Source organism: Lentzea sp. NPDC058436, from assembly GCF_042721515.1.
Taxonomy (GTDB): Bacteria; Actinomycetota; Actinomycetes; order Mycobacteriales; family Pseudonocardiaceae; genus Lentzea.
This window is the reverse complement of record NZ_JBHXLF010000017.1, coordinates 69,054-94,364: the sequence shown is the minus strand read 5'-3', so window position 1 is coordinate 94,364 and position 25,311 is coordinate 69,054. Positions and strand designations below refer to the sequence as shown.

The following is a 25,311-nucleotide window of genomic DNA, read 5'->3' as shown; positions in this document are numbered from 1 at the left end:
TCCTGACGTTCCTCGCCCAGCAGCAGCCGGAACCGGTGCAGCGCGTGGTCGACACCGTCACCACCGGTGAGGCGATCTCGTTCTGGATCCTCGGCCCGCTGGCACTGGCCGGCGCGCTCGGCATGCTGTTCGCGCGCAACGCCGTGCACTCCGCGCTGTGGCTCGTGCTGACGATGCTCAGCCTCGGTGTGCTGTACATGATCCAGCAAGCGCCGTTCCTCGGCTTCGTGCAGATCATCGTCTACACCGGCGCGATCATGATGCTGTTCCTGTTCGTGCTGATGATGGTCGGCCGCGACAGTTCGGACTCGGTCGTCGAGGTCATCCGCGGCCAGCGACTCGCGGCCGCGCTGCTCGGCATCGGGTTCGCCGTGCTGCTGGTCGGTTCGGTCGGCCGCGCGCTGACCGGCGTCGACGCCCGCGGCCTCGCCGAGGTGAACACCACCAACGGCGGCAACGTCGGCAACATCGGCTCGAAGCTCTTCACGGAGTACCTGTTCGCGTTCGAGCTCACGTCGGCCCTGCTGATCACCGCCGCCCTCGGCGCGATGATCCTGGCCTTCGTCGGCCGCGACGGGAAGCCCGCCAAGAAGACGCAGAAGGAACTCGTCGAGGAGCGCTTCCAGGACGGCAAGCGGGTCGGCTCGCTGCCCGGCCCCGGCGTCTTCGCCACCGCCAACTCGGTGGCCACCCCCGCACTGCTGCCCGACGGCACGGTCGCGGAGGAGTCGCTGTTCGACGTCATCGAGGCGACCGACAGGTCCAAGCTCTCGGACGACGTCGCCGAGGTGGCCGGCACCGCGCACGAGCCCGACGCGCACGCGCTCAAGGGAAGTGAGTCGTGACCCCCACGTACTACCTGTTGCTGTCGGCACTGCTGTTCAGCATCGGCGCCGTCGGCGTCCTGGTGCGCCGCAACGCCATCGTGGTCTTCATGTGCGTCGAGCTCATGCTCAACGCGGTCAACCTGAGCCTCGTGACGTTCGCGCGGATCAACGGCTCGCTCGACGGTCAGGTGATGGCGTTCTTCGTGATGGTCGTCGCCGCGGCGGAGGTCGTCGTCGGCCTCGCGATCATCATGTCCATCTTCCGGACGCGTCGCTCGGCCTCGGTCGACGACTCGAACCTGCTGAAGTACTGAGGGGTCACCGGTGACGGAACCTGTTGTCGCCAGCGGGGTCGCGAGCTTCGCCTGGTTGTTGCTCGCGCTGCCCGCTCTCGGTGCGGCGGTGCTGTTGGTCAGCGGCAAGCGCGCCGACAAGTGGGGCCACCTGCTCGGCAGCGCCACCCTGCTGGCGTCGTTCGCGTACGCGCTCGCGCTGTTCTTCTCCACGCTCGGTGTCTCGAACCCCGAGGAGCGGGTGCAGAACCTGCACCTGTGGGACTGGATCGACGTCAACGCGCTGACCGTCGAGTTCGGACTGCGGCTCGACCCGCTGTCGCTGACGTTCGTGCTGCTGATCACCGGTGTGGGCTCGCTGATCCACATCTACTCGATCGGCTACATGGCGCACGAGGAAGGCAGGCGGAAGTTCTTCGCCTACCTGAACCTCTTCGTCTCGGCGATGCTCCTGCTGGTGCTGGGCAACGGTTTCGTGACCCTGTACTTCGGCTGGGAGGGCGTCGGTCTCGCCTCGTACCTGCTGATCGGCTGGTACCAGTACAAGCCGGAAGCGGCGTCGGCGGCCAAGAAGGCCTTCCTGATGAACCGCGTCGGTGACCTGGGCCTCGCCATCGCGATCTTCCTGATGTTCAACAAGCTCGGGACGACGCAGTACACCGAGGTCTTCAGCCGCGTCGGCGAGTTCTCCTCTGCCGAGGTCCTCGCGATCACGCTGCTGCTGCTCCTGGGCGCCTGCGGCAAGTCGGGTCAGTTCCCGCTCCAGGCCTGGTTGCCGGACGCGATGGCAGGCCCGACCCCCGTCTCGGCCCTGATCCACGCGGCGACGATGGTCACCGCGGGCGTGTACCTCATCGCCCGCTCGAACCCGCTCTACAACCTGAGCGAGGACGGCCGCCTGGTCGTCATGATCATCGGTGGCGTCACGCTGCTGATCGGTTGCATCATCGGTTGCGCCTACGACGACTTCAAGAAGGTCCTGGCGTACTCGACGGTCTCGCAGATCGGTTACATGATCCTCGCCGTGGGCCTCGGCCCGATCGGTTACGCGCTCGGCATCATGCACCTGCTGACGCACGGCTTCTTCAAGGCCGGTCTCTTCCTCGGTGCCGGTTCGGTCATGCACGGCATGAACGACGAGGGCAACATCCGCCGGATGGGCGGGCTCTACAAGTTCCTGCCGATCACCTTCGTCACGTGGACGCTCGGCTACCTCGCGCTGATCGGCATCCCGCCGTTCGCCGGCTACTTCTCGAAGGACGCCATCATCGCGGCGGCGTTCGGCGCGGAGGGCTGGCGCGGGTACGTCTTCGGCGGTGTCGCACTGCTCGGTGCCGCGCTGACCGCGTTCTACATGACGCGCCTGCTGATCCTGGTCTTCCTGGGCAAGCCCCGCTGGAAGGAACTGAAGGCGGACAACGGCAAGGACTACCACCCGCACGAGTCCCCGCTGACGATGACCGTTCCGATGATCATCCTGGCGGTCGGTTCCGTGGCGGGCGGCTGGTTCCTCTCCTCCGGTGGACGTCTGGCCGGCTGGCTGGAGCCGTCGCTCGGTGAGCTGCAGGAGTCGCACGGCGTCATCTCGCACGGCATGGTCGGGATCCTGACCGTCGCGCTGTCGCTGCTCGGCGTCGGCCTCGCGTGCCTGCTCTTCCTGCGCGGCAAGCAGCCGGTCGAGCGTCCGGAGCGCGTGTCGTTCCCGGTGCGCGCGGCCCGTGCGGACCTCTACGGCAACGCACTGAACGAGGCCCTCTTCGCGCGGCCGGGCACCTGGCTCACCCGCGCGCTGGTGTTCCTCGACCTGAAGGGCGTCGACGGTCTGGTCAACGGCACCGCGGCGCTGCTCGGCGGTAGCTCGGGCCGGTTGCGCAGGCTGCAGACCGGGTTCGTCCGCTCCTACGCACTGTCCATGCTGCTGGGCTCGATCTTCGTGCTCGGGGCGCTCCTGGTGGTGAGGTTCTCGTGACCTGGGTTCTGATCGCACTGCTGGTGGTGCCGCTGGTCGGCGCGCTGGTGGTGGCGTTCCTGCGCAAGGACGACAAGAAGGCCAAGCTCGTCGCGCTGGCGTTCTCGCTCGTCGAGCTCGTGCTCGCCGTTCTGCTGTGGGCCGCCTACGACCCGGACGGCGACCGCATCCAGCTCGCCACCGGCGTGGACTGGATCCCGGCGTTCGGCGTGCGGCTGCAGTTCGGCATCGACGGCATCGCGCTGGTGATGATCGCGGTCATCGCGCTGCTGATCCCGCTGGTGATCGGTGCCGGCTGGACGGAGAAGCTGCCCGCCGGCCGTTCGCAGGGCGGGTACCTCTCGCTGATCCTGATCCAGGAGGCCGTGACGGTCGCGGTGTTCGCCGCCACCGACGTCTTCCTGTTCTACGTCCTCTTCGAGGTCATGCTGATCCCGATGTACTTCCTGATCGGCGGCTACGGCGGCGCGCGCAGGCAGTACGCGGCGGTCAAGTTCTTCCTGTACTCGTTCCTCGGCGGCCTGATCATGCTGGCCTCCGCGATCGGCGCCTACGCGATGGCGTCGGACGAGCTGGGCAAGGGCACGTTCGACTGGGCCACGCTCGTGAAGGTGGTCAGCGACGCCGACTCGACGACGCAGACCTGGCTGTTCCTCGGCTTCTTCCTGGCGTTCGCGATCAAGGCACCGCTCGTGCCGTTCCACACCTGGCTGCCCGACGCAGCGGCCGAGGCGCCCATCGGCGTCACGGTGATCGTCGTCGGCATCCTGGACAAGGTCGGCACGTTCGGCATGCTGCGCTACCTGCTGCCGATGTTCCCCGAGGCGTCGAAGAACCTGGCGCCGTTCGTGCTCGTGCTCGCGGTCGCCGGTGTCCTTTACGGATCGCTGCTCGCCACGGGCCAGCGGGACATGAAGCGGTTCCTCGCGTACGTCTCGATCGCGCACTTCGGCTTCATCGCGCTCGGCATCTTCTCGTTCACGTCGCAGGCCGGCGTGGGCTCGGTGTCGTACATGCTCAACCACTCGATCTCGACCGGCATGCTGATCCTCGTGGTCGGCATGGTGATCGCGCGCGGTGGTTCGTCGCTGATCTCCGACTACGGCGGCATGTCGAAGGTGGCTCCGCTGCTCGCGGGCATGCTGCTGCTGGCGGGTCTCACCACGCTGTCGCTGCCGGGCACGAACTCGTTCGTCTCGGAGTTCCTCGTGCTGATCGGCTCGTTCCCGACGCAGCCGGTGTTCACGATCATCGCGACGGTCGGCATGGTGCTCGCGGCGCTCTACGTGCTGTGGCTCTACCAGCGGGTCATGACCGGCCCGCTGCGCGGCGACGCCCTCCTCGGTGCGGCCGCGGGTCCCGGTGCCGTCGGCGACCCGGAGAAGAAGACCACGATCGGCGACCTCGACAAGCGCGAGATCGCGATCCTGGCACCGCTCGTTGTCATCGTGCTGGCACTCGGGTTCTACCCGCAGCCGGTGCTCGACGTCATCACCCCGACCGTTGGGGCGACGCTGACCGAGGTCGGCGTGACCGACCCGGTCACCGTGCAGGAAGGCAAGTGACGTGAACCTTCTCGTCGCTCAGGCGCAGACGATCGAGGCGCCGGAGATCGATTACGGCGCCATCGCGCCGCTGCTGATCGTGCTCGGCGCGGCGTGCGTCAGCGTGCTGCTGGAAGCGTTGCTGCCCAAGCACCAGCGGTGGGCCGTGCAGCTCGTGCTCACGCTCGTGACGCTGGTCGGAGCCGTCGGCTCGCTGATCCTCTACGCGACGTCGGAGCGCCCGGAGCAGGGTGTGTCGACGCTGTCGGGGGCGATCGCGGTCGACTCGCCGTCGCTCTTCCTGTGGGCCACGTTGCTGGTGCTGGGCTTCGGCTCGGTGCTGCTGATCGCCGACCGCTCGGTGGAGCCCGGCGGCGCGTTCGTGGCCCAGGCCGCGATCCGCCCGGGCACTATTCAGGACCGCGCGCAGGCGACGAAGACCGGCATGCAGACCGAGGTCTTCCCGCTCACGCTGTTCGCGCTCGGCGGCATGATGACGTTCGTCGCGGCGAACGACCTGCTGACGATGTTCATCGCGCTGGAAGTCCTGTCGCTGCCGCTGTACCTGCTGTGCGGCCTGGCTCGCCGCCGTCGCCTGCTCTCGCAGGAAGCGGCCGTGAAGTACTTCCTGCTCGGCGCGTTCGCCTCCGCGTTCTTCCTGTACGGCGTGGCTCTGCTGTACGGCTACGCGGGTTCGGTGAAGCTCTCGGCCATCGCGACCGCCGCGGGCGGCACCGACCGTTCCGACACGCTGCTGTTCGCGGGCTTCGGCCTGCTGGTGGTGGGCCTGCTGTTCAAGGCCGCCGTCGGCCCGTTCCACGCCTGGACCCCGGACGTGTACCAGGGCGCGCCGACGCCGGTGACGGCGTTCATGGCGGCGTGCACCAAGGTCGCCGCGTTCGGCGGCATCCTGCGCGTGCTCACGGTGGCGTTCGAGAACACGCAGTGGGAATGGCGCGGCGTGCTCTACGGCGTCGCGGTCGTGTCGATGGTGATCGGCGCGATCCTGGGCCTCACCCAGACCGACGTGAAGCGCATGATCGCGTACTCCTCGGTGGCGCACGCGGGCTTCCTGCTGATCGGCTCGATCGCGCTGACGCCGGAGGGCGACGCCCCCGGTGTGAGCGCGACCATGTTCTACCTGCTGGCGTACGGCTTCACCACGATCGCCGCGTTCGGCATCGTGTCGCTGGTCCGCAACTCGGACGGCGAGGCGACGCACCTGTCGCAGTGGGCGGGCCTCGCGAAGCGGTCGCCGATCGTGGCGGCCACCTTCACGTTCCTGCTGCTGGCCCTGGCCGGCATCCCGCTGACGTCCGGCTTCATCGGCAAGTTCGTCGTGTTCAGCGCGGCGATCGACGCCGGCCTCACGCCGCTCGTGGTGATCGCTCTCGTGGCCTCGGCCGTGGCGGCGTTCTTCTACCTGCGGGTGATCGTGCTGATGTACTTCAGCGACCCGGCCCCGGACGGCCCGACCGTCACGGTGCCCGGCGCGTTCACCACGATCGCGATCACGTTGGGTGCCGTCGTGACCCTGGTGCTCGGTTTGTGGCCCACCTTCGTGCTCGATTGGGCGGGTACCGGCACCTTCCTCAGCTAGGTGTACGTACGCTGCTGGTGTGACCAGTAGCGAGCAGTTGGGGCCGGGGTTCGCGATGGTGGACCCCGTGCTCACCGAGCTAGTCCAGGACGGCCTGGCCGAGGTGGAGCGCGCTCTGCACGATGTCGTGCAGAGCGAGTTCGCCCCGGTGACGGAGACCTCGCTCCACCTCGTGGAGGCGGGCGGGAAGCGGATCCGCCCGCTCTTCACACTGCTCGCGTCGCAGTTCGGCACAGACTGGGACCGCGAGAAGGTCGTCAAGGCGGCCACTGTGGTCGAGCTCACCCACCTCGCGACGCTCTACCACGACGACGTCATGGACGAGGCGACCATGCGGCGCGGAGCGGTCTCCGCGAACGTCAAGTGGGACAACAGCATCGCGATCCTGACGGGCGACTTCCTGTTCGCCCACGCGTCCCGGCTCACGGCCGACCTGGGCACCGACGCGGCGCGGATCATCGCGGAGACCTTCTCGGTCCTGGTGACCGGTCAGATGCGCGAGACCGTCGGCCCGCAGCCCGGCGAGGACGCGATCTCCCACTACCTCAAGGTGATCGAGGAGAAGACCGGCGTCCTGATCGCCACCGCGGCGAGGTTCGGCGGCATGTTCTCCGACGCGACCGACGAGCAGATCGACGCGCTGCGCCGGTACGCCGACGTGATCGGTGCCGCGTTCCAGATCTCCGACGACGTCATCGACATCGCCTCGCCGTCCGTGGAGTCGGGCAAGACCCCCGGCACCGACCTGCGTGAAGGCGTGAAGACGCTGCCGATGCTCTACGCGCTCGCGGACCCGTCCGAGACGCGGCTCGCCGAGCTGCTGGCCGGTCCGATCACCGATGACGAGCTGGTGGAGGAGGCGCTGCTCCTGCTGCGCAAGTCCTCCGGCATGGACCGTTCACGCGAGGTCCTCGACGACTACGCGGACCGGGCCCGCACGGAGCTGGGCAAGCTGCCGCCGTGCGCCGCGCGGGACGCGTTGGAGGAGCTGGCCACGTACGTGGTGGAGCGCTCTCGCTGAGTTCTAACTGACCGGCGCGAGCGCCTGCTTGCGCCGGTTCCTCAGCGCGTCGAACGTGAAGATCGCCAGTGCCAGCCACACCAGGCTGAACCCGATCCACCGGCTGGCCGGCATCGACTCGTGCACGACGAACACGCCCCACGCGAACTGCAGGATCGGCGCGATGTACTGCAGCATTCCCATGGTGCTCAGCGGGATCAGGCGAGCACCCGCGCCGAACAGCAGCAAAGGGATCACCGTCACAATCCCGGTGCTGAGGAGCAGCAGGACGTGGCCGGCGCCGGCCGCGCCGAAGGTGTTCGCGCCGCCCAGCGTGAACAGGTAGACCAACGCGATCGGCGCGATGACGGCGTTCTCGGCGGTGAGGCTGGAGATCGCGTCCAGCGGCACCTTCTTCTTCAGCAACCCGTAGACGCCGAACGAACAGGCCAGGATCAGCGAGATCACCGGCAGGCGTCCGTAGTCGAGGGTGAGCACGATCACAGCGACCACGGCGACGCAGATGGCGGCCACCTGGGTGATGCGCAATCGTTCCTTGAGGAAGATCATGCCTAGTGCCACGCTCACCAACGGGTTGATGAAGTACCCGAGGGCGGCCTCGACGACATGATGGCTGTTCACGGCGTAGATGTAGGTGCCCCAGTTGACCGTGATCAGGACGGCCGCTGCGGTAACGATCAGCCAGCCCTTCCCCGACAGTTCGAGGAAGGGCCGCCACCGCCGGAGGACACCGACGACGACGGCGAGGGTGACGAACGACCAGACGATCCGGTGTGCGAGCACCTCGACCGGCTGGGCGGGTACGAGGAGTGGCCAGTACGCCGGGAACAAGCCCCAAAGGACGTAGGCGAGTGCGCCGTAGGTGATCCCTCGCCCCTGGGTGTGAACTTCTGGCGAAGTGATGGCCGAGGTAGTCAGAGGGGGCACAAAATCCCACTCTACGCTGGGCTTTCGACCCGTTATTTGCGCTGAACGGCGTAGTGACGGAGCATCATCAAAGGCACTGTAGTTTGGCCATGCTCACCCGTCTGAGTGAGTGGGGTCGGAGTGTGGTCGTAGAAGGGGCTTACCCGTGAACATCTTCGGGCAGGTCTGGCTGTGGAGCCTGCTGTCCTTCGTTGCGGGAGCGCTGATCACCTGGTTGGTGTATGTGCGCCCCGCACGCAAGCAGATCGCCGACCTCGATGATCAACTTCTCGAAGCGCGCAGGACGGCGACGCCGACACCGGCGCCCGTCCCGGTCGACGACTTCGTGGTCGACGACTGGGACAACACGCCGCCGAGGTCGCTGAGCGACGACGTGCTGACACCGCCGGCACCCGTCGCGGCGCTGCCGCCGGCGCCGTACGTCGAGCCGCCCGCCTACTTCGGCGAGCCGGTGCAGGCCCCGGTCCCGCCGGCGCCGGTCGTCGAGGAGCCCGCTCCTCACGAGCCCGCGCCCTACGAGACCGCGGTCCTCGAAGCCAGGCCCGAGATCGACGAGCAGCCGTCCGCGCCGGTCCGCCAGTACCTGGAGCCGGAAGAGGCCCAGCGCCGCTTCGAGGAGCAGCTGGCGGAGCAGAAGGCACTGGCCGACGCCGAGGACGACCGCCCGCGGTCGCTGTTCGAGCGCCTGGCGCCGGACGAGGTCCCGCCGGAGACCCCGGCGGAGCAGACGACGGTCCTGTCGCAGTCGGGCCTCGGAGCCGCGGACTTCGACGACGACCCGGAGCTCCCGGCCGAGCAGACGTCGTACGTGCCGACGGTCGAGCCGGTCGCCGAGCCCGGCGTGCCGACGCCGCGGCCGACCGCCGGTCCCGAGGTCGACGGGCATCCCGACGACTTCATCTACCAGCCGCGCGAGGTGTGGGCCCAGGACGAGCCCGAGTCGTACATCGACGAGGCCGCCGAGCAGGAGGACGAGCCGGCGGGCACCCGCTCCGAGCAGACGACGTTCATCGCCGTCGAGGAGAGCAGCTGGCCGGACAACGACCTCACCGGCGAGTACCCCGCCCTGCGCGACGAGCTCTCCGGCCAGCTGGACGGCTTCACCGAGCCGGACCACGAGGTCGAGCCGGAGTCCCCAGCCGAGCAGACCGGCCTGATCGAGCCGATCACCGACGAGCCCGCCGACCTGGACGCGCCGAGCGTCCGCAACGGCGTCTTCGAGTCGACGCTGGCCGAGGAGCAGGAACCGGAGCACGAGGAGCCGGAGTCCGCGCACGCGTGGGACGAGGAGCCGGAGCCGACGCACTCGTTGCGTGACGAGCCGGAGCCCACGCACGCGCTGCGTGACGAGCCGGAGACGCGCGACGAGCCGGTCTACGAGGAGTTCGTCGAGCCCGAGTACACGGGGCTCTTCACCCAGCCGTTCTCAACGCCGGGAGCCCCGCCCCCAGCACCGTTCTCGGCCTTCGAGCCGCGAGTGGAGAGCGAGGAGCCCCCGGAGCGCACACCGCGCGCCGTCGGCGCCGCCTTCTCCCACGGCACGGAAACCCCGCCCGCCCCGCCCGCGCCCGTGGCCGAACGGCCGCGCTCGCTGTTCGAGCCGCTGCTCGACGCCGACGAGCCGCTGCCCGCACTGGGCCAGACCCGCACGCTCCCGGACACGTCGAACGACCAGCCGTTCGTCCCGAAGTTCGTGCCGAGCGACGAACCCCTGCTGGCCGCACCGCCGGAGCCCGAACCGGAGCCGGTCCCGTTCGAACAGCGGCACACCGAGGCGGGCCTGCCGATCCGCGAGGCCCGGCGCTCCACCACCCAGCAACGCCAGCAGAGCTTCCCGGCGTTCGCGGCCTTCGAGTCCCCGAAGCCGGATGCCCCGGCCGCACCCGCGGCACTACCGCAACGCCCACGCCCGGTCGGCTTCTCGCCGTCCACCGGCGGCCGCCCGAACGGCACCCCCTCGGGTGCGCCCGCCAGGTTCCAGCAGCCGGAGGGCTTCAACCCGCGCTCGCCGTTCGGCCCGGGCTCGGTGCTGCCGAAGTCGGACGGCCACGCGCCGGCCGCGGACTTCGCGGTGAAGGCCACGCTGACCGGCCGCCGCTACTACAGCGAGGGGTCGGCGAACTTCGGCGACACCCGCGCCGACGTGTGGTTCCGCACGGAGGCGGACGCGGAGAAGGCGGGCTTCCGCCCGGCTCCCTGACCGCAGAAGCACTGAAAAGGGCCCCCACCGAACGCGGTGGGGGCCCTTTCGTGTTCCGTGGTCAGCCGACCACGGTCCAGGTGTCCTTGCCGTGCAACAGCTTGCTCAGGTCCGCCGCCTTCGAAGCCTTGGCCTCGCTGACCTGCGCGCGCACGCCGTCGTCGTACGTCGCGCGATCCGCACGCCGGAAAACGCCCGTGACGGTGTGCGTGAGGTCCTGCGTCGACAGCCGCGAGAGCGCGAACGACAGGTTCAGGTCCGACGCGTCGTGCACCACGATGTCCGAGGCGTCCACGTCCGCCGACTTGGCGACCGCGAGCCCGAAGCCCTCGCGCACCACGCAGTACTCGCCCTCACGGCCGAACCGGATCGGCTCGCCGTCGACGACGTTGATGATCCGCCGCTCTGCCTCGTCCGCGTCCTTCAGCACGTCGAACGCGCCGTCGTTGAAGATGGGGCAGTTCTGGTAGATCTCCACGAGCGCCGAACCGCGGTGTTCCGCGGCCTGGCGCAGCACCGAGGTGAGACCGGCCTTGTCCGAGTCCATCGCGCGACCGACGAACGAGGCCTCCGCGCCCAGCGCCAGCGACACCGGGTTGAACGGGTGGTCGACCGAGCCGATCGGCGTCGACTTGGTGACCTTGCCCGGCTCCGAGGTCGGCGAGTACTGGCCCTTGGTGAGGCCGTAGATCCTGTTGTTGAACAGCAGGATCTTGAGGTTCACGTTGCGCCGCAACGTGTGGATCAGGTGGTTGCCGCCGATGGACAGCGCGTCGCCGTCACCGGTCACCACCCACACGCTCAGGTCCGGACGCGCCACGGCGAGACCCGTGGCGATGGCCGGCGCACGGCCGTGGATGGAGTGCATGCCGTACGTGTTCATGTAGTACGGGAAGCGGGAGGAGCACCCGATGCCCGAGACGAACACGATGTTCTCGCGCTTGAGACCCAGCGTCGGCAGGAACGACTGCATCGTGTTAAGCACGATGTAGTCGCCACAGCCGGGGCACCAGCGCACTTCCTGGTCCGACTTGTAGTCCCTGGCCGACTGCTTCTCGTCGGTGGTCGGGACTCCGGTCAAGCCGGGGAGTCCGATGTCGATAGCGGTCACGCCGACACCCCCTTGATCACGTCAGCGAGCACGTCCTGGAGCTCTTCCGCCTTGAACGGAAGACCCTGCACCTTGGTGTACGACACGGCGTCCACCAGGTACTTAGCCCTGAGCAGCATCGCCAGCTGCCCCAGGTTCATTTCCGGCACGATGACCTTCTCGTACGACTTCAGCACGTCACCCAGGTTCTTGGGGAACGGGTTGAGGTGCCGCAGGTGCGCGTGCGCGACCGGGAGGCCGAGCTTGCGGACCCGGCGTGCCGCCGCGCCGATCGGGCCGTACGACGAACCCCAGCCGACGACCAGGACCTTCGCGGTGCCGTCCGGGTCCTCGACCACGACGTCCGGCACCTCGATGCCGTCGATCTTCGCCTGGCGCAGGCGGACCATCTTGTCGTGGTTCTCGGGGTCGTACGAGATGTTGCCGGTGATGTCCTGCTTCTCCAGGCCGCCGATGCGGTGCTGCAGACCAGGCGTGCCCGGCACGGCCCACGGACGGGCCAGCGTCTCCGGATCACGGGAGTACGGCTGGAAGTTCTCCGGGTCCGTCGCGAACTCGACCGTGAGGTCCGGCAGCGTCTCGACGTCCGGGATCATCCACGGCTCGGAGCCGTTCGCGATCGCGCCGTCCGACAGGAACAGCACGGGCGTGCGGTACTTGAGCGCGATCCTGGTCGCGTCGACCACGGCGTCGAAGCAGTCCGAGGGGGACTGCGGCGCCACGATCGGCACGGGCGACTCGCCGTTGCGGCCGAACATCGCCTGCAGCAGGTCGGCCTGCTCGGTCTTCGTCGGCAGACCGGTGGACGGGCCACCGCGCTGCACGTCGATCACGAGCAGCGGCAGCTCGGTCATCACGCCGAGGCCGATGGTCTCCGACTTCAGCGCGATGCCGGGACCCGACGTCGACGTCACGCCGATCGCACCGCCGTAGGACGCGCCGAGGGCGATGCCGATGCCCGCGATCTCGTCCTCGGCCTGCACCGTGGTGATGTCGAAGTTCTTGTGCTTGCTCAGTTCGTGCAGGATGTCCGACGCCGGCGTGATCGGGTACGTGCCGAGCACAACGGGCAGCTTCGACAGCTGCGCGGCCGCGACGATGCCGTACGCCGTCGCCGTGTTGCCGGTGATCTGGCGGTACGTGCCGACGTTCAGCTTCGCGGGCGCCACCTCGTAGGTGACGGCGAAGGCCTCGGTCGTCTCGCCGTAGTTCCAGCCGGCGCGGAACGCCAGGACGTTGGCCTCGGCGATGTCGGGCTTCTTCGCGAACTTCTCGCGCAGGAACCGTTCCGTGCCTTCGGTGGGCCGGTGGTACATCCACGACAGCAGACCGAGCGCGAACATGTTCTTCGCGCGCTCGGCGTCCTTCTTGCCGAGGCCGGTCTCCTCCAGGGCGCCGATGGTCAGCGTCGCCATGGCGATCTTGTGGACCTGGAACTTCTCGAGCGAGTCGTCCTCCAGCGGGTTCGAGGCGTAGCCGACCTTGGTCAGGTTCCGCTTCGAGAACTCGTCGGTGTTGACGATGAGGATGCCGCCGTCCGGCAGTTCGCCGACGTTCGCCTTGAGCGCGGCGGGGTTCATCGCGACGAGGACGTCGGGACGGTCGCCGGGCGTCAGGATGTCGTAGTCGGCGAAGTGCAGCTGGAACGACGACACACCGGGCAGCGTGCCCTGTGGTGCGCGGATCTCGGCGGGGAAGTTGGGCTGCGTGGCGAGGTCGTTGCCGAACGCCGCCGCTTCCGACGTGAACCGGTCTCCGGTGAGCTGCATGCCGTCACCGGAGTCGCCGGCGAAGCGGATCACAACGCGATCCAGCTTGCGGGTCTCAGTGCTCATTCCTACGCCGATACCTCTCTCCAAGGGTGGCCGTGCCCCACCACGAGGGTAGTCGCCAGGACCGCCCGCGAGACGGGCCGTGTACCACCAGGCGAGACGAACTGTCCCATCTGCCGCAACGGGTCCTTAACTCAACGGTAAGCACAGCACTACCAGCGAATACCCGAATGCGGCAGACGTCACCCTCGTTACCTGTTACCCAAGGTAACACCTACCGCCCGCTGATCCGAGCCTTCATCGCGGCAAGCCTCGCAGCGAACTCTGGAGTGTCGATCGAAACGACCTGTGGGCGCAGCTCGGTCTCGACCGCCTCCGCGTGGTCGTGCATTGCATCGGTCAGCCGCATGGTCGCCTTGATGGTCCGGACGAGTTCCGCCGGAGCCTCGGCGGACGCCCTCGCCAGCTCTTTCGCCACTGCCAGTGGGTCGTCGGCCTTCGCGTAGGCGAGCCCGAGGCGCACGGCCTCGTCCGCGTCGAGGATCTGACCAAGCAAGGTCATCGCCGTGGCCGTCTGGGGGTTCGTGAGGCGCTGCAACATCCACGTCATGCCGCCACCGGGGTGGATCCCGAGCTGCAGGAACCGCGCGTCGAACCGCGCCTTCGGCCCGGCGATCCGCACGTCTGCGGCCAGCGCGAGGTTGAGCCCGGCGCCGACCGCGGCACCGTTGACCGCGGCGATCGTCGGGATGGTGGCGTTCGCCACGGCGAGGAAGCCCTTGTAGATGTTCTTGAGCCCCTCGTCCTTGGAGCTGCCGAGCTGGGTGAGGTCCGCGCCGGCGCAGAACGCGGGCGGGGCGCCCGTGACGATCAGCGCGTTGGCACTGCTCTCCGCCTCCGCGACCTTGTCCGCGAGCTGCTGGGACAGGTCGATCGTCAGTGCGTTGCGCCGGTCCGGATCGTTGATCGTGATGACGGCGACGGAGTCGTTGTGCTCCAGCAGAACCTCAGCCATGCCCCGCACCCTAGGGCGCGATCGGCCGGTCCAGGAGCCGGGACAGCACGACCGTGGACACGGTCCGGTCGATGATCTCGACGGCCCGCAACCGCTCCAGCGCCGTCTCGAGGTGGTGGATGTCCGCGGCCCGCAGGTGCACGATCGCGTCCGCCGCCCCCGACACCGTGTAGGCAGCGCTCACCTCGGCCATCGGCTCAAGCCGGTGCTGGATGTCGTGCGGCGCGACGTTCCCCCTGCAGTGCACCTCGACGAACGCCTCGGTGCCCCACCCGAGCGCCTCGGGGTCCACCACCGCCGTGAACCCCCTCAACACCCCCGTGTCCAGCAGTTTGTCGACCCGCCGCTTCACCGCGGGAGCACTCAGCCCGACCTCCTTGCCGATCTCCGCGTAGCTGGAACGGGCGTTGGCCATCAGGCACGAAATGATTCGCTGGTCGATGCTGTCCACACGCAACATTCTGCCCTAATCAACGCAATGTCGCGGCGTTGTTCGATGGTCCAACCGCCCTTTACATTTCGATCCATGACCGTCTCCATCTCCGGGCCCGGCGAGCCGATCACGCTCGACATCGCGCAGCCCCTCACGCCGACGCGCGTGCCGACCTCCCGTCGGTACCTGATGTGCCCGCCGACGTACTTCACGGTGGAGTACGCCATCAACCCGTGGATGGACCCGACCCAGCCCACCAGCACGTCGCTGGCCGTGGAGCAGTGGACGGCCCTTCGCGAGACCTACGAGCGCCTGGGTCATCAGGTGGAGGTCATCGAGCCGATCCCGGGCCTGCCGGACATGGTCTTCTCGGCCAACAGCGGGACCGTCATCGACGGCAGGGTCCTGGGCTCCCGCTTCCGCGCCTCCCAGCGCTCAGCCGAGGCGGACCACTTCCGCCGCTGGTTCCTGGGCTCGGGCTACAAGTCGGTCGTCATGCCCACCGCCGTGAACGAGGCAGAGGGCGACTTCACGTGGACCGGCTCCCTGCTGCTGGCCGGCACGGGCTTCCGCACGGATCCTCTTGCGCACTCCGAGGCGCAGGAGGTGCTGGGCGTCCCCGTGGTGTCGCTGCAGCTCGTCGACCCGCGCTTCTACCACCTCGACGTCGCCCTCTTCATGCTCGACGACCAGTCTTCTTCGCCTCTGGTCGCTTACTACCCGGAGGCCTTCTCTCCTGGGTCGCAGCAGGTGCTCCGGCGCCTGTTCCCGGACGCCGTGATCGCCAATGACGACGACGCCGTGTGTCTCGGTTTGAACGCCGTGTCGGACGGCAAGCATGTCGTCATGCCCGTCGAGGCCGTGCACCTTGCCGAGCAGGTGGCTCGTCGTGGGTTCGAGCCCGTGTTCGTGGACATCTCGGAGTTGCGCAAGTCGGGCGGCGGCCCGAAGTGCTGCACGATGGAACTGCGCGGCTAGACCTCGCGCCGCGCAGTCGCTTGAAGGCCCCCGTCAACGAAGCCGGGGGCCTTCGTCCTGTCGGGGCTTCCAGTATCCTGGCGTTGAAGGGTTCTGCGTCTGCGGACGCACGAGCAGCAGAAGGGGAGGGATGATCGATGAGACGAACAGGTCTCACCGTCCTGAACCTTTTTATTACGAACACCCTTACTGGCTGAGGCTGCCCAAAAACCGGGAGAAGCCCTCCGGATCGGACTCCAACTCGCCTTCCTGCTTGGGCCGTCGGCGCTCGTCATTTCGTTGAGCATTGCTTTTGCGATCCGTGTGGCTCGTCGTCGTGCGCCTGCGGAGACCGAGGTGTTCAACGGGGTCGCGGGTGGCGTTTCCGGGACGCTCACCCAGGCACACACGGTCAACATCTACAACGTCCACCACGCTGGCGATTCCGTTGACTGTGCCGAATGTTCAGGCCTTCGTGCCCACCCTCACGCCACGGACACGACTGCGCCTGGCGCGTCTGATCGTGGAACAGTGCGGGCTGTCGAAGACGGCGACGTTCGCGCGTCCAGATCCGCGTAGGGATCGACGAGCCAATCTTGTCTGCGGGCTCGATCTAGTTCAACAGCTCGGCCGACGTCCGGGTGTCATCGAGGGCGAGCGACCGTCATGTGAGCGACGTGTCCCGCACCTGTCCCTCCGATTTCGATGGAAGCCTCAAGCGCATGGATGCTCGCGCCATCACCGAGGAAGCCCTCGGCCGCGATCCGGGCCCGCTGACGCCGGTGCACAGCCGTTCGCACGAGGTGCACGTCGGCGCCGACGTCGTGGTGAAGCTCATCGCCGCAGACGGTCACACGCGGCTGGACCGGGAGATCGCACTCGCACCGCACCTGCCGCCGGGCATCACGGCTCCACTGCTGGCGAGCGGACGCCGACACGACATTCGCTACGCCTGCTACTCCCGCGTCACCGGCTCTCCACCGCGGATGGATCTCCACACTGAACGGGAAGCGCTTGGCCTGGCGCGGCAGGCGATCGAGCGGCTGAACGCACTGCACTCCTGGACGCCCCCGGAACCCGCGCGGCAGGTCCTGGCCGAGGTCCTGGACCACGGCGGCTTCACCGGCAGGGACGCGCTCGTCAAAGCGATCGAGAACACGGCGGGCCACATCCCGCAGAGGGTGTTGGACGGACTGCAAGAAATAGCGTCACGCGCTCCACTGCACGCGCGGTCCACCGTCCCCGTCCACGCGGACTGCTACTGGGACAACTGGCTCGCGAACGGCACCGAGCTCACGGGCCTGCTGGACTTCGAGTGGGCCCGCTTCGGCGACCCGCTCGACGACTGGTTCTTCCTGGCCAGGTTCAGCGGCCCGCACATGCACGCCGTGCTTGCTCTCATCGCCGATGAGACGAAGATGCCCCTCCGGACGCTCCAAGCCGAGTGCGAGGTGCGCGAGGCGTCGCACCTGATCGCAGACCTCCCCTTCGACACGCCGAGGGTCCTGGACCTCCTCGAACGCCTCGTCGCCGGCCTCTGGCACGAGCAGTAGCGTCACGAGATGACCGACGTCCTCGTGATCGGCTTCGACCCGCACACCATCCCCGGCTTCGACCCCGAACCGGTCGCCGCCGCCATCGAGCAGGGCAGCAGGCGGTTCGCCGAGCTCGGTCTCGCCGAGGACCTCTTCCTCATCGACTTCGACGAACTGGACGGCCGCGCCCAGGCCAAGCTCGCCGAGAAGCTCACCACCAAGCAGTACGACGTGGTCGTGGTCGGCGGTGGTATCCGAAAGGGGCCTGGGCTCTTGGAGCTCTTCCAAGCTGTCGTCAACGAGGTGCACTGGCATCAGCCGGGGACGGCGATCGCCTTCAACGACAGCGCCGGCGACAGCCCCGACTGGGTGCTCAAGGCGCTCGCGCAGAAGCGGCCCCGAGATCAGTAACTCGTTCGCGATCGCCCGCGATGTGAGCGACGCTGGTTCTTGTTCGCGATCCAAGGCGGTGTCACTTGCAGGCGTGGTCGTTTCTCGTTGCTCACGACAAGCGGAGCTTCCAAGGCAACGACGGGTACGCCGACGTCGTTGAGGAGTACTACCTGTACGACTCCGGTGTGCCCAACCACCGCCATGTCCGAGAAGGCGATCTCGTCGTGCTGCGAACTGGCAAGGGCGCGCTGGGCGTAGCAGTCGTGGAGGAAGTCGAGAGGACGGAGAACGTTCTCAAGACTCGGCGCAGGTGTCCTCACTGCAAGAAGACGAGGTTCAACTACCGCCAGAACGACGTCCCTCACTACATGTGCGGCCGTGATGAGTGCGGCAAGGGGTTTGACGAGCCGCTGGTGGTTCAGGAGCCGGTCACCGGTTTCAAGGCGATCTACAAAGGCACTTGGCGAGCCATTGGCGATGTCATCAGCGTTGCTGAGATGGAGCGGGTGACGAACAACAGCGCTAGGCAGAACGCCATCAGGCCACTCGACCTCGCCGCTGTTCAGGAGTTGCTGAACGCCGCTGAAGTGCCGGATCCGCCTGTCTCAGGCGCGACGAGCAACGCGCCCGCGAAGCCCATCGCCGCAGGTAAGACCAAGCAACTGGTGACAGTGCGCAAGGGACAGGACCAGTTCCGCAAGGCGTTGTTCGAGCGGTACGGCCTGGTCTGCCTGATCACCGGTCCCAATCCGCAGGAGGCCCTGCACGCTGCGCATCTGAGGGCCTTTGCCAAGCACGGTCGCCATGTGGCGGAAGAAGGCGCGCTCCTTCGTGCTGACATCCACCAGTTGTTCGACGCCGGCATGATCGCTGTGGATCCGGAGACCCTCACCGTCGTGGTCGACCCCAGGCTGCGCGTCTACCGGGCGTACGCCGCCCTGGCCGGACGGCCGCTGCAGGTTCCCGAGGACAAGACGCCGTTGCGCGACGCGCTGAGCGACCACTTCGTCCAGGCGACATCGATGTGGATCAAGACTGACGTGTTCTGGCGACCTGCTGGGGCACCGGTCGTCGTGGATGGCCTGATTCGCCATCCGTAGAGCCCGGATCGTCTCGAAGTGATCACCCAATCGATTTTCACTCCTCCGGTGAACCGAAGAGGCGTTCTCTCCGTACCCCTCTGCAGACCCCAGAAACACGCTGTCCAGCTATCAAGTCCCCGCAGGTCAGCGCTCCCACACCCCGAAACCAGCACGAAGCGTGATCGGATCACTCGATCGCGTGGTCGTGGACGTAACCCATAACGAGAGCCGGACTAGCAGCGAACTAACAGACAGCTCCGTCAGTTCGTCAGGAGGCAACGATGAGCTTACGAAAAGCGAACACGCCTCACTGACTGTCTGTCAGCACGCGATAGCCCGACTCATCGGAAACGTGACGAGAGTCACCCAATGGGCGCCCAGGCTTGCCTGCGCTCGTGACGCGAGGTTACGTTCTCGCCCGCCGATAACGGTTTGGTCACCGGCAGGACACAGGAGCTGTAGCCAGTAGGGCCCTTTGTCCGCCCAGAGTCCCCCGCCTGGGTTTGCCGGAGACCAAGCTCCCCGACGCAGGAGGCTCCCCCTTGGCCCGGCACAGCAAGGCCGATGGCCGAACCGTGTACACGGTCGTGCCCAGACAAGAAGTCAAGCCCGGCGCTCACCGCGTCGAGGACGACAAGGTTCCGCTTGCTCACCGCGTGAGCGCGATCGTCGTCGCAGCAGGTGTCGCCGCCGGCACCGCGGCCATCGCCAACGCCGCCACCAGCGGCCCGGCGACCGAGCTCGCGGCGGGTGCGGCCGAGTTGGGTGCGATTCCCGACCAGCAGGTCCAGAACATCCAGACGGTGCACAACGTCAATCCGGGCACCAAGGTCAGCCAGATCCTGCAGATGCAGCAGATGTACGCGCAGCAGACCTTCGAGCAGGCCTCGAAGCTCGCCGCGGACTCGCACGCCCAGCGCGAGGCGGCCGCCAAGGCCGAGGCCGAGCGTCAGATCGAGATGCGCAAGCCCGCGAAGCAGCGCGAGATCGAGGGCTGGATCAAGGACGCCATCAAGATCCTGCAGGCCAACGGCACCAACATCGACAACAGCAGCGTCGACGAGATCTACACGATCATCATCAAGGAGTCGAACGGCAACCCCAACGCCGTCAACAACTGGGACTCCAACGCGATGCGGGGCACGCCGTCCAAGGGCCTCATGCAGTGCATCGACCCGACGTTCCGCGCCTACAAGCTGGCCGGCTACGACAACATCCTCGCGCCGGTCGACAACATCATCGCGGGCGTTCGCTACACCTACGCGCGCTACGGCGGCTTCCACAACCACCCGGGTCTGGTCAACATGAACCTGGGCGGCGGGTACCTGGGGTACTAGAAGTGCCTCGTCGGGGTGCGGGAAGCCCAACGACAGGCGATGCTGTCAATCAGGTTCACCCACAAGCATGGCGGCCCTAGCGGGCACACGCCCGGTAGTGCTCCCATCGAACGCGATCCCCGAACGCAGGGAGTGGCCGATGAACGAGCAACAGGCACGCGACGACGAGCTGGCGAAGGTCCGCTCTGAGGCGACGAGTTGGCTGGCCAAGATGGCCAAAGCCCAGCATCGTCCCAAAGTCGAGCAACGCACGCCTGAGCACGACGCCATGACACCCGCGAAGAAGTAGAAGCACCAAGCACCAGCGCCTCGGCTACGGCCGGGGCGCTTCTGCTTGGAAGGCCGACCACAGCAGGTTGAGCGGGTGATCGGCCGGATGCTTCGACAGCTCGTCCGTTCGGGCGAAAACGCCCACAAGCCGCTCCAGTGAGTCATCTGCGAGCTCGACGACCCGGAGGCCGCCTCCCTCCCGGAGCTCGTTGTTCGACGCCACCACGCCCAAACCAGACGTCACGATCATGGCTCCCTGGACGAGGTTCGAGCGCAGCAGCGAGATGCCGTACTGGATCTCGTCGATCTCCGCCGCGATGTCGAGCCCCTGGCGGTAGTCGGCCCCGAACCAGCCCCGCAGGAACTCGGCGATCAGGCCCGCCCCCGGCACGACCAACGGGACCGATCTCAACTGAGGTACCCGCACGCGGTCGCCCACAATCGTCTCGGGCAGGTTCGTCAGCAACGCGAGCCCGCCGCGCCGCCACTCGATGACGTCGAACTCGGGCCGCTCCCAGCCGGCGCCGGACTTGGTCACGACGCTGCCGCACACGACGTCGACCTCCTGCGTCTCCAGCTTCGTCCAGATGTCCTTGGTGCGGATGTGCACGACCTTGAGGTCCACGTCGCGCTCGCGGAACTCGTCCGCGACGTGGTGCCACGCCTTCGCGAGCGTGTCCAGCATGTATCGCGTCGTGCCCACGGTGACGGTCGTGCCGAGCTTGCGGCGGCACTCGTGAATTCCGTCGAGCCACTCCGCGAGCGTCTCCCTCGCCAATTCGACGATCGACTCACCAGTAGGCGTGAACAGCACGTCTTTTCCGCGCCCCTGCTTCACCACGAGCGCTTCGCCGCACAGTTCCAGGAAGTTCCTGTTCAACGTGTCTAGCTGCTTCTGCACGCTCGACTGCTCTCGTCCCAACGCGCGCGCGGCTCGTAGGGCCGAACGGGTCTCGTGAACGGTCAACAGGGTCCTGAGCTGGTCCATCGTGGTATCCAGTAGTGCACCGGGCATGTTCAGCAGGCGGTGCAGCGAGGTGCTGGTGGGAAGCACCAACTGGGACGAGCCGGACATCGGAACCCTCTCTGATGTTCTACCGATCAGTTGAACTGAACTTGACCGCATTTCACCGACAAATTATCTGCAGATCCTGTCGGCAAATCCCTGGACACTTATCGCGGGGTGTACAAAGCTATCTCCGGCGACCACGCGTGGGAGCCGATTCCGGGGGGAATCATTGGGGGGTGGGGGTCCGCCGGGCGCAAGCCCGCGGGCCCCCAAGTATTACCCTCAGCCGTTGTGACGGCTTCCGCTCGCCTGGACTGGGGCACCACCTACCAGGTCACCGTGCTCGAACTCGGACTCGCCTGCTGCGGAGTCGAAGTGATGGCAGCTCTCGACCGCCTTCCCGACCTCGGCGTCACGCCGGTCGACGGCGCGGGCGAGGCGCACGTTCTCGTCGTCTCCGGCACCGTCACGGACGTCATGTTGCCTGCTGTCCTCCGCAGTTACGAGGCCATGCCCGAACCCCGTTACGTGATCTCCGTGGGCGCCTGCAGCAACACCGGCGGCCCGTACTGGGATTCCTACAGCGTCACCAAGGGGATCGACCAGGCCCTGCCGGTCCACGTCGCCGTTCCCGGCTGTCCGCCGCGGCCGGAAGCGCTGCTCGAAGGCCTCAAGGCGCTGCACGGGCTGGTGAACGCGTGACCACCCCGAAGACGGCGTTCGGCCAGACGATCCACCACGTGGAGCTCGCCGACTGGGTCACGACCGCCGCGGGTCGGCACGCCGACGGCTTCGTCATGTTCGACTGGCTCGGCGTCGAGGACGCGGGCCGTCCGGGCGCAGCAGGTCAGCGTCACGCCGTCTTCCTGCACGTGATCGACCCGCGGACGCGCGAGGGCGTGATGCTGCGGACGGAGATCGGGTCCGGGGAAGCGCTGCCGAGCGTCGCGCACCTGTGGAAGGGCGCCGGCTGGCACGAGCGCGAGGCCGCCGAGATGTTCGGCGTCACCGTGGACAGCGAGACCGAGCACCTGCTGCTGCCCGACAGCTTCCAGGGCCACCCGCTGCGCAAGGACTTCGTGCTCGCCGCACGCGTCGTGCGTCCGTGGCCGGGCCGTCTGGAACCGGGCGAGGACAACACGAGCTCCCCGAGCCGCCGCCGCACCGCACCACCCGGAGTGCCGGACCCGTCGTGGGGCCCGCGCCGTGAAGAGGAGCCGCAGTCGTGACGAACCTTCCCCCGCGCACGAGGGGCGTCATCGCGCTGTTGGAGGCGAACTGCACGGTCTGCATGATCTGCGCGCGCGAGTGCCCCGACTGGTGCATCCACATCACGTCGCACACCGAGGTCGAAGAACAGCCCGGCAGCGCCCGCCCGCGCAGCCGCAACGTGCTCGACCGGTTCGCGATCGACTACGGCCAGTGTCTCTACTGCGGGATCTGCGTCGAGGTCTGCCCGTTCGACGCACTGCACTGGGCGCCGGAGTTCGGCTATCCGGGCACGGGTTCGATCGACGGCGAGGGCGCTGTGGCGGAGCTCGTCCACGAACGGGACGTGCTGTCCACGTGGGTCGAGAAGGTGCCGCCGCCACCGGCGCTCGACCCGGCCGCGGAGGCCGCGCCCGAAACCGCCACCGGAACCGGACGGCGGCCTGGTTCGTTGAGGGGTAGGACGTAAAACCCGGAGGCGGAACCGTGCACAAGCACTTCAACGGGTTGAAGACGGCCGTGCTGCTCGGCGGGATGAGCGGGCTGATCGTGCTGGTCAGCAGCCTGTTCGGTCGCACGGCACTGGTCATCGGCCTGATGTTGGCCTTGGGCGTGAACGCCTACGCGTACTTCAACTCGGACAAGCTCGCGCTGCGGGCGATGCGGGCGATGCCCGTGTCGCAAGTGGAGCAACCCGTGCTCTACGCGATAGTGCGCGAGCTGTCGCAGAAGGCGCGCCAGCCCATGCCCAGGCTCTTCCTGAGCCCGACGGCGGCACCCAACGCGTTCGCGACGGGCCGCAACCCGCGCAACGCCGCCGTGTGCTGCACCACGGGCATCCTGGACCTGCTCGACGAACGCGAGCTGCGCGCCGTGCTCGGCCACGAGCTCGCGCACGTCTACAACCGCGACATCCTGATCAGCTGCGTGGCCGGCGCGCTGGCCGGTGTGATCACGATGCTGGCCAACCTGGCCATGTTCGCGAGCATCTTCGGTGGCGGCGACTCGGACGACGAGGGCCCAGGACCGCTGGGGCTGCTGCTGATCGCGCTGCTCGGCCCGGTGGCGGCCACCGTCGTGCGCCTGGCCGTGAGCCGCTCGCGCGAGTTCCAGGCGGACCAGTCCGGCTCCGAGCTCACCGGCGACCCGCTGGCGCTGGCCTCGGCACTGCGCAAGATCGAGCTGGGGACGCGGGCGGCGCCGCTCGCGCCGGAACCGGAGGTGGTGTCGCAGAGCCACCTGATGATCGCGAACCCGTTCCGCTCGGGGGAACAGTTCGCCAAGTGGTTCTCGACCCACCCGCCGATCGCCGACCGCATCCGCAGGCTCGAAGAGATGGCCCGGCGCTAACGACCTGCCGTCGCCACGGCCATGAGGTACTCGCCGTACCCGGACTTGCCGAGCTTCTCGCCGAGCGCGTAGCACTCCTGCGCGGAGATGAAGCCCATGCGCAGCGCGATCTCCTCGGGACACGCGATGCGCACGCCCGTCCGGTGCTCCAGCACCTGCACGAACTGCCCGGCTTCGAGCAGCGAGTCGTGCGTGCCGGTGTCGAGCCACGCGAACCCGCGGCTCAGGTCCACGAGCTGCGCCCGCCCGTCGCGCAGGTAGTGCAGGTTGACGTCGGTGATCTCCAGCTCGCCGCGGGGCGACGGCTTGAGGTTCCGCGCGATGTCGACCACACCGTTGTCGTAGAAGTAGAGCCCGGTGATGGCCCTGTTCGACTTCGGCTTCGCGGGCTTCTCCTCGATGGACAGCAGCCTGCCCGTCGCGTCGACCTCGCCCACGCCGTACCGCTCGGGGTCCTTCACCTGGTAGCCGAACAGCACGCAGCCGTCCAAAGTGGACGCGTGGTGCTGCAGCGTGGTGGAGAAGCCCTGGCCGTAGAAGATGTTGTCGCCCAGCACCAGCGCCACGTCGTCGTCACCGACGAAGTCAGCCCCGATGACGAACGCCTCCGCGAGCCCGTTCGGGGCGGCCTGCTCGGCGTACTCGAACGACATGCCCCACTGCGACCCGTCGCCGAGCAGCCGCCGGAACAGCGGTAAGTCGGTCGGGGTGCTGATGATCAGCACTTCCCGGATGCCGGCCAGCATGAGCACCGACAGCGGGTAGTAGATCATCGGCTTGTCGTACACCGGCAGCAGCTGCTTGGAGACGGCCTGCGTGATCGGGTGCAGGCGCGTCCCGCTGCCACCGGCGAGGACGATGCCCTTCACCGGTAGTTGGTGAACTGGAGGGCGATGCCGAAGTCGGAGCCCTTCAGCAGTGAGATGACGTCCTGCAGGTGGTCCTTCTTCTTGCCGGACACCCGCAACTGGTCACCCTGGATCTGCGCCTGAACGCCCTTGGGGGCCTCGTCGCGGATCTTCTTGGCGATCTCCTTGGCCTTCTCCGAAGTGATGCCCTGCACGAGATTTCCCGTGACCTTGAACACCTTCCCGGAGATCGCGGGTTCACCCACCTCGAACGCCTTCATCGAGATGTTGCGCTTGACCAGCTTCTCCTGGAAGACGTCGATCGCCGCCTTGCAGCGCTCCTCGGTCTCGGAGGTGAAGGTGATCGCCTCCTCGCCGGCCCAGGCCACGGTGGTGTTGGTACCGCGGAAGTCGAAGCGCGTGCTCAGCTCCTTGGAGGCCTGGTTGAGCGCGTTGTCGACCTCCTGCCGGTCCACCTTGCTCACCACGTCGAACGACGGGTCCGCCACGACTTCACTCCTCAACGATCTCGGGGTCACAGCCAGCGTCGATGCTACTGGGGTACCCCGATTTGGGGCGCCCCGAAGGGGTTATGTATCGTTCTGCCCG

The 25,311-nt window shown here is 67.6% G+C and carries 24 protein-coding genes and 1 pseudogene; 17 read left to right on the top strand and 8 right to left on the bottom strand.

Annotated elements, in window-relative coordinates; genetic code table 11:
• Positions 1–2: 2 nt before the first annotated feature.
• The 6 genes from ACFWN2_RS36410 to ACFWN2_RS36385 are packed head-to-tail and all read left to right on the top strand — an operon-like array spanning position 3 to position 7,254.
• Positions 3–845 (top strand): NADH-quinone oxidoreductase subunit J, encoded by an 843-nt coding sequence (locus ACFWN2_RS36410; protein ID WP_382435152.1) that lies wholly within the window; start codon positions 3–5, stop codon positions 843–845.
• Positions 842–1,141, top strand: a complete 300-nt coding sequence (gene nuoK, locus ACFWN2_RS36405) for an NADH-quinone oxidoreductase subunit NuoK (protein ID WP_030473209.1) — start codon at positions 842–844, stop codon at positions 1,139–1,141. The genes ACFWN2_RS36410 and nuoK overlap by 4 nt, the downstream gene beginning before the upstream one ends.
• A 10-nt stretch (positions 1,142–1,151) precedes the next feature.
• Positions 1,152–3,089 carry an NADH-quinone oxidoreductase subunit L gene (nuoL, locus tag ACFWN2_RS36400; RefSeq protein ID WP_382435106.1) on the top strand — a complete coding sequence of 646 codons (1,938 nt, stop codon included), beginning with the start codon at positions 1,152–1,154 and terminating at the stop codon, positions 3,087–3,089.
• Complete coding sequence (locus ACFWN2_RS36395; protein WP_382435105.1) at positions 3,086–4,654, top strand: NADH-quinone oxidoreductase subunit M; 1,569 nt, start codon at positions 3,086–3,088, stop codon at positions 4,652–4,654. The genes nuoL and ACFWN2_RS36395 overlap by 4 nt, the downstream gene beginning before the upstream one ends.
• A gap of 1 nt (position 4,655) precedes the next feature.
• Entirely contained in the window at positions 4,656–6,233 is a 1,578-nt protein-coding gene (nuoN, locus tag ACFWN2_RS36390; RefSeq protein WP_382435104.1) for an NADH-quinone oxidoreductase subunit NuoN, read from the top strand.
• A 55-nt stretch (positions 6,234–6,288) separates the two neighbouring features.
• Positions 6,289–7,254, top strand: coding sequence for a polyprenyl synthetase family protein (locus ACFWN2_RS36385; protein WP_382435151.1), 966 nt, complete (start codon positions 6,289–6,291; stop codon positions 7,252–7,254).
• Positions 7,255–7,257: 3 nt separating this feature from the next.
• Here the strand turns inward: ACFWN2_RS36385 and rarD are convergent, their stop codons facing one another.
• Positions 7,258–8,181: an EamA family transporter RarD gene (gene rarD, locus ACFWN2_RS36380; RefSeq protein WP_382435103.1), complete on the bottom strand. Its 924-nt coding sequence runs from the start codon at positions 8,179–8,181 to the stop codon at positions 7,258–7,260.
• A 145-nt stretch (positions 8,182–8,326) separates the two neighbouring features.
• Between rarD and ACFWN2_RS36375 the strand changes: the two genes are divergently transcribed.
• Entirely contained in the window at positions 8,327–10,381 is a 2,055-nt protein-coding gene (locus tag ACFWN2_RS36375) for a hypothetical protein (RefSeq protein ID WP_382435102.1), read from the top strand.
• A 61-nt stretch (positions 10,382–10,442) separates the two neighbouring features.
• Here ACFWN2_RS36375 and ACFWN2_RS36370 read toward each other — a convergent pair whose 3' ends face one another.
• From ACFWN2_RS36370 to ACFWN2_RS36355, 4 genes are all read right to left on the bottom strand, one after another.
• Entirely contained in the window at positions 10,443–11,492 is a 1,050-nt protein-coding gene (locus ACFWN2_RS36370; protein WP_382435101.1) for a 2-oxoacid:ferredoxin oxidoreductase subunit beta, read from the bottom strand.
• Positions 11,489–13,327 (bottom strand): 2-oxoacid:acceptor oxidoreductase subunit alpha, encoded by a 1,839-nt coding sequence (locus ACFWN2_RS36365; protein ID WP_382435100.1) that lies wholly within the window; start codon positions 13,325–13,327, stop codon positions 11,489–11,491. The genes ACFWN2_RS36370 and ACFWN2_RS36365 overlap by 4 nt, the downstream gene beginning before the upstream one ends.
• A 211-nt stretch (positions 13,328–13,538) precedes the next feature.
• Positions 13,539–14,279 carry an enoyl-CoA hydratase gene (locus tag ACFWN2_RS36360; protein WP_382435099.1) on the bottom strand — a complete coding sequence of 247 codons (741 nt, stop codon included), beginning with the start codon at positions 14,277–14,279 and terminating at the stop codon, positions 13,539–13,541.
• A gap of 10 nt (positions 14,280–14,289) precedes the next feature.
• Positions 14,290–14,730: an Lrp/AsnC family transcriptional regulator gene (locus ACFWN2_RS36355; RefSeq protein ID WP_382435098.1), complete on the bottom strand. Its 441-nt coding sequence runs from the start codon at positions 14,728–14,730 to the stop codon at positions 14,290–14,292.
• A gap of 75 nt (positions 14,731–14,805) precedes the next feature.
• Between ACFWN2_RS36355 and ddaH the strand changes: the two genes are divergently transcribed.
• The 6 genes and pseudogenes from ddaH to ACFWN2_RS36325 all read left to right on the top strand — a co-directional run bounded on the left by ddaH (position 14,806) and on the right by ACFWN2_RS36325 (position 20,305).
• Positions 14,806–15,690: a dimethylargininase gene (gene ddaH, locus ACFWN2_RS36350; protein WP_382435097.1), complete on the top strand. Its 885-nt coding sequence runs from the start codon at positions 14,806–14,808 to the stop codon at positions 15,688–15,690.
• Positions 15,691–16,391: 701 nt separating this feature from the next.
• Positions 16,392–17,222 carry a phosphotransferase family protein gene (locus ACFWN2_RS36345; protein WP_382435096.1) on the top strand — a complete coding sequence of 277 codons (831 nt, stop codon included), beginning with the start codon at positions 16,392–16,394 and terminating at the stop codon, positions 17,220–17,222.
• 9 nt (positions 17,223–17,231) lie between these two features.
• Entirely contained in the window at positions 17,232–17,615 is a 384-nt protein-coding gene (locus ACFWN2_RS36340; RefSeq protein ID WP_382435095.1) for a hypothetical protein, read from the top strand.
• 65 nt (positions 17,616–17,680) lie between these two features.
• Positions 17,681–18,697: an HNH endonuclease gene (locus tag ACFWN2_RS36335; protein ID WP_382435094.1), complete on the top strand. Its 1,017-nt coding sequence runs from the start codon at positions 17,681–17,683 to the stop codon at positions 18,695–18,697.
• 968 nt (positions 18,698–19,665) lie between these two features.
• A pseudogene (locus ACFWN2_RS36330) lies at positions 19,666–20,016 on the top strand (transglycosylase SLT domain-containing protein); the annotation flags it as partial.
• Between the two features lie 139 nt (positions 20,017–20,155).
• Positions 20,156–20,305 (top strand): hypothetical protein, encoded by a 150-nt coding sequence (locus ACFWN2_RS36325; protein WP_382435093.1) that lies wholly within the window; start codon positions 20,156–20,158, stop codon positions 20,303–20,305.
• Positions 20,306–20,329: 24 nt separating this feature from the next.
• Here ACFWN2_RS36325 and ACFWN2_RS36320 read toward each other — a convergent pair whose 3' ends face one another.
• The gene (locus ACFWN2_RS36320; RefSeq protein ID WP_382435092.1) at positions 20,330–21,361 is read right to left on the bottom strand and encodes a LysR family transcriptional regulator; all 1,032 of its coding nucleotides are present in this window, start codon (positions 21,359–21,361) and stop codon (positions 20,330–20,332) included.
• A 225-nt stretch (positions 21,362–21,586) separates the two neighbouring features.
• Between ACFWN2_RS36320 and ACFWN2_RS36315 the strand changes: the two genes are divergently transcribed.
• The 4 genes from ACFWN2_RS36315 to htpX are packed head-to-tail and all read left to right on the top strand — an operon-like array spanning position 21,587 to position 23,854.
• Positions 21,587–21,997 (top strand): NADH-quinone oxidoreductase subunit B, encoded by a 411-nt coding sequence (locus ACFWN2_RS36315; RefSeq protein WP_191298138.1) that lies wholly within the window; start codon positions 21,587–21,589, stop codon positions 21,995–21,997.
• Positions 21,994–22,524, top strand: a complete 531-nt coding sequence (locus ACFWN2_RS36310; protein ID WP_382435091.1) for an NADH-quinone oxidoreductase subunit C — start codon at positions 21,994–21,996, stop codon at positions 22,522–22,524. The genes ACFWN2_RS36315 and ACFWN2_RS36310 overlap by 4 nt, the downstream gene beginning before the upstream one ends.
• Positions 22,521–22,973, top strand: coding sequence for a 4Fe-4S binding protein (locus tag ACFWN2_RS36305; protein WP_089915449.1), 453 nt, complete (start codon positions 22,521–22,523; stop codon positions 22,971–22,973). The genes ACFWN2_RS36310 and ACFWN2_RS36305 overlap by 4 nt, the downstream gene beginning before the upstream one ends.
• A gap of 17 nt (positions 22,974–22,990) precedes the next feature.
• Positions 22,991–23,854 carry a zinc metalloprotease HtpX gene (gene htpX, locus ACFWN2_RS36300; protein WP_382435090.1) on the top strand — a complete coding sequence of 288 codons (864 nt, stop codon included), beginning with the start codon at positions 22,991–22,993 and terminating at the stop codon, positions 23,852–23,854.
• Here htpX and rfbA read toward each other — a convergent pair.
• Both rfbA and ACFWN2_RS36290 read right to left on the bottom strand, forming a co-directional pair.
• A complete protein-coding gene (gene rfbA, locus ACFWN2_RS36295; protein ID WP_382435089.1) occupies positions 23,851–24,723 on the bottom strand; it encodes a glucose-1-phosphate thymidylyltransferase RfbA in 873 nt (290 codons plus the stop codon). The genes htpX and rfbA overlap by 4 nt on opposite strands.
• Positions 24,720–25,211 carry a YajQ family cyclic di-GMP-binding protein gene (locus tag ACFWN2_RS36290; RefSeq protein WP_189160100.1) on the bottom strand — a complete coding sequence of 164 codons (492 nt, stop codon included), beginning with the start codon at positions 25,209–25,211 and terminating at the stop codon, positions 24,720–24,722. The genes rfbA and ACFWN2_RS36290 overlap by 4 nt, the downstream gene beginning before the upstream one ends.
• Between the last annotated feature and the right edge of the window lie 100 nt (positions 25,212–25,311).

Coding starts and splice junctions, on each gene's coding strand:
- ACFWN2_RS36385 (WP_382435151.1), top strand. CDS start 6,289: ATGGTGGACCCCGTGCTCACCGAGCTAGTCCAGGACGGCCTGGCCGAG.
- ACFWN2_RS36365 (WP_382435100.1), bottom strand. CDS start 13,327: ATGAGCACTGAGACCCGCAAGCTGGATCGCGTTGTGATCCGCTTCGCC.
- ACFWN2_RS36360 (WP_382435099.1), bottom strand. CDS start 14,279: ATGGCTGAGGTTCTGCTGGAGCACAACGACTCCGTCGCCGTCATCACG.
- ddaH (WP_382435097.1), top strand. CDS start 14,806: ATGACCGTCTCCATCTCCGGGCCCGGCGAGCCGATCACGCTCGACATC.
- ACFWN2_RS36345 (WP_382435096.1), top strand. CDS start 16,392: ATGGATGCTCGCGCCATCACCGAGGAAGCCCTCGGCCGCGATCCGGGC.
- ACFWN2_RS36340 (WP_382435095.1), top strand. CDS start 17,232: ATGACCGACGTCCTCGTGATCGGCTTCGACCCGCACACCATCCCCGGC.
- ACFWN2_RS36325 (WP_382435093.1), top strand. CDS start 20,156: ATGAACGAGCAACAGGCACGCGACGACGAGCTGGCGAAGGTCCGCTCT.
- ACFWN2_RS36320 (WP_382435092.1), bottom strand. CDS start 21,361: ATGTCCGGCTCGTCCCAGTTGGTGCTTCCCACCAGCACCTCGCTGCAC.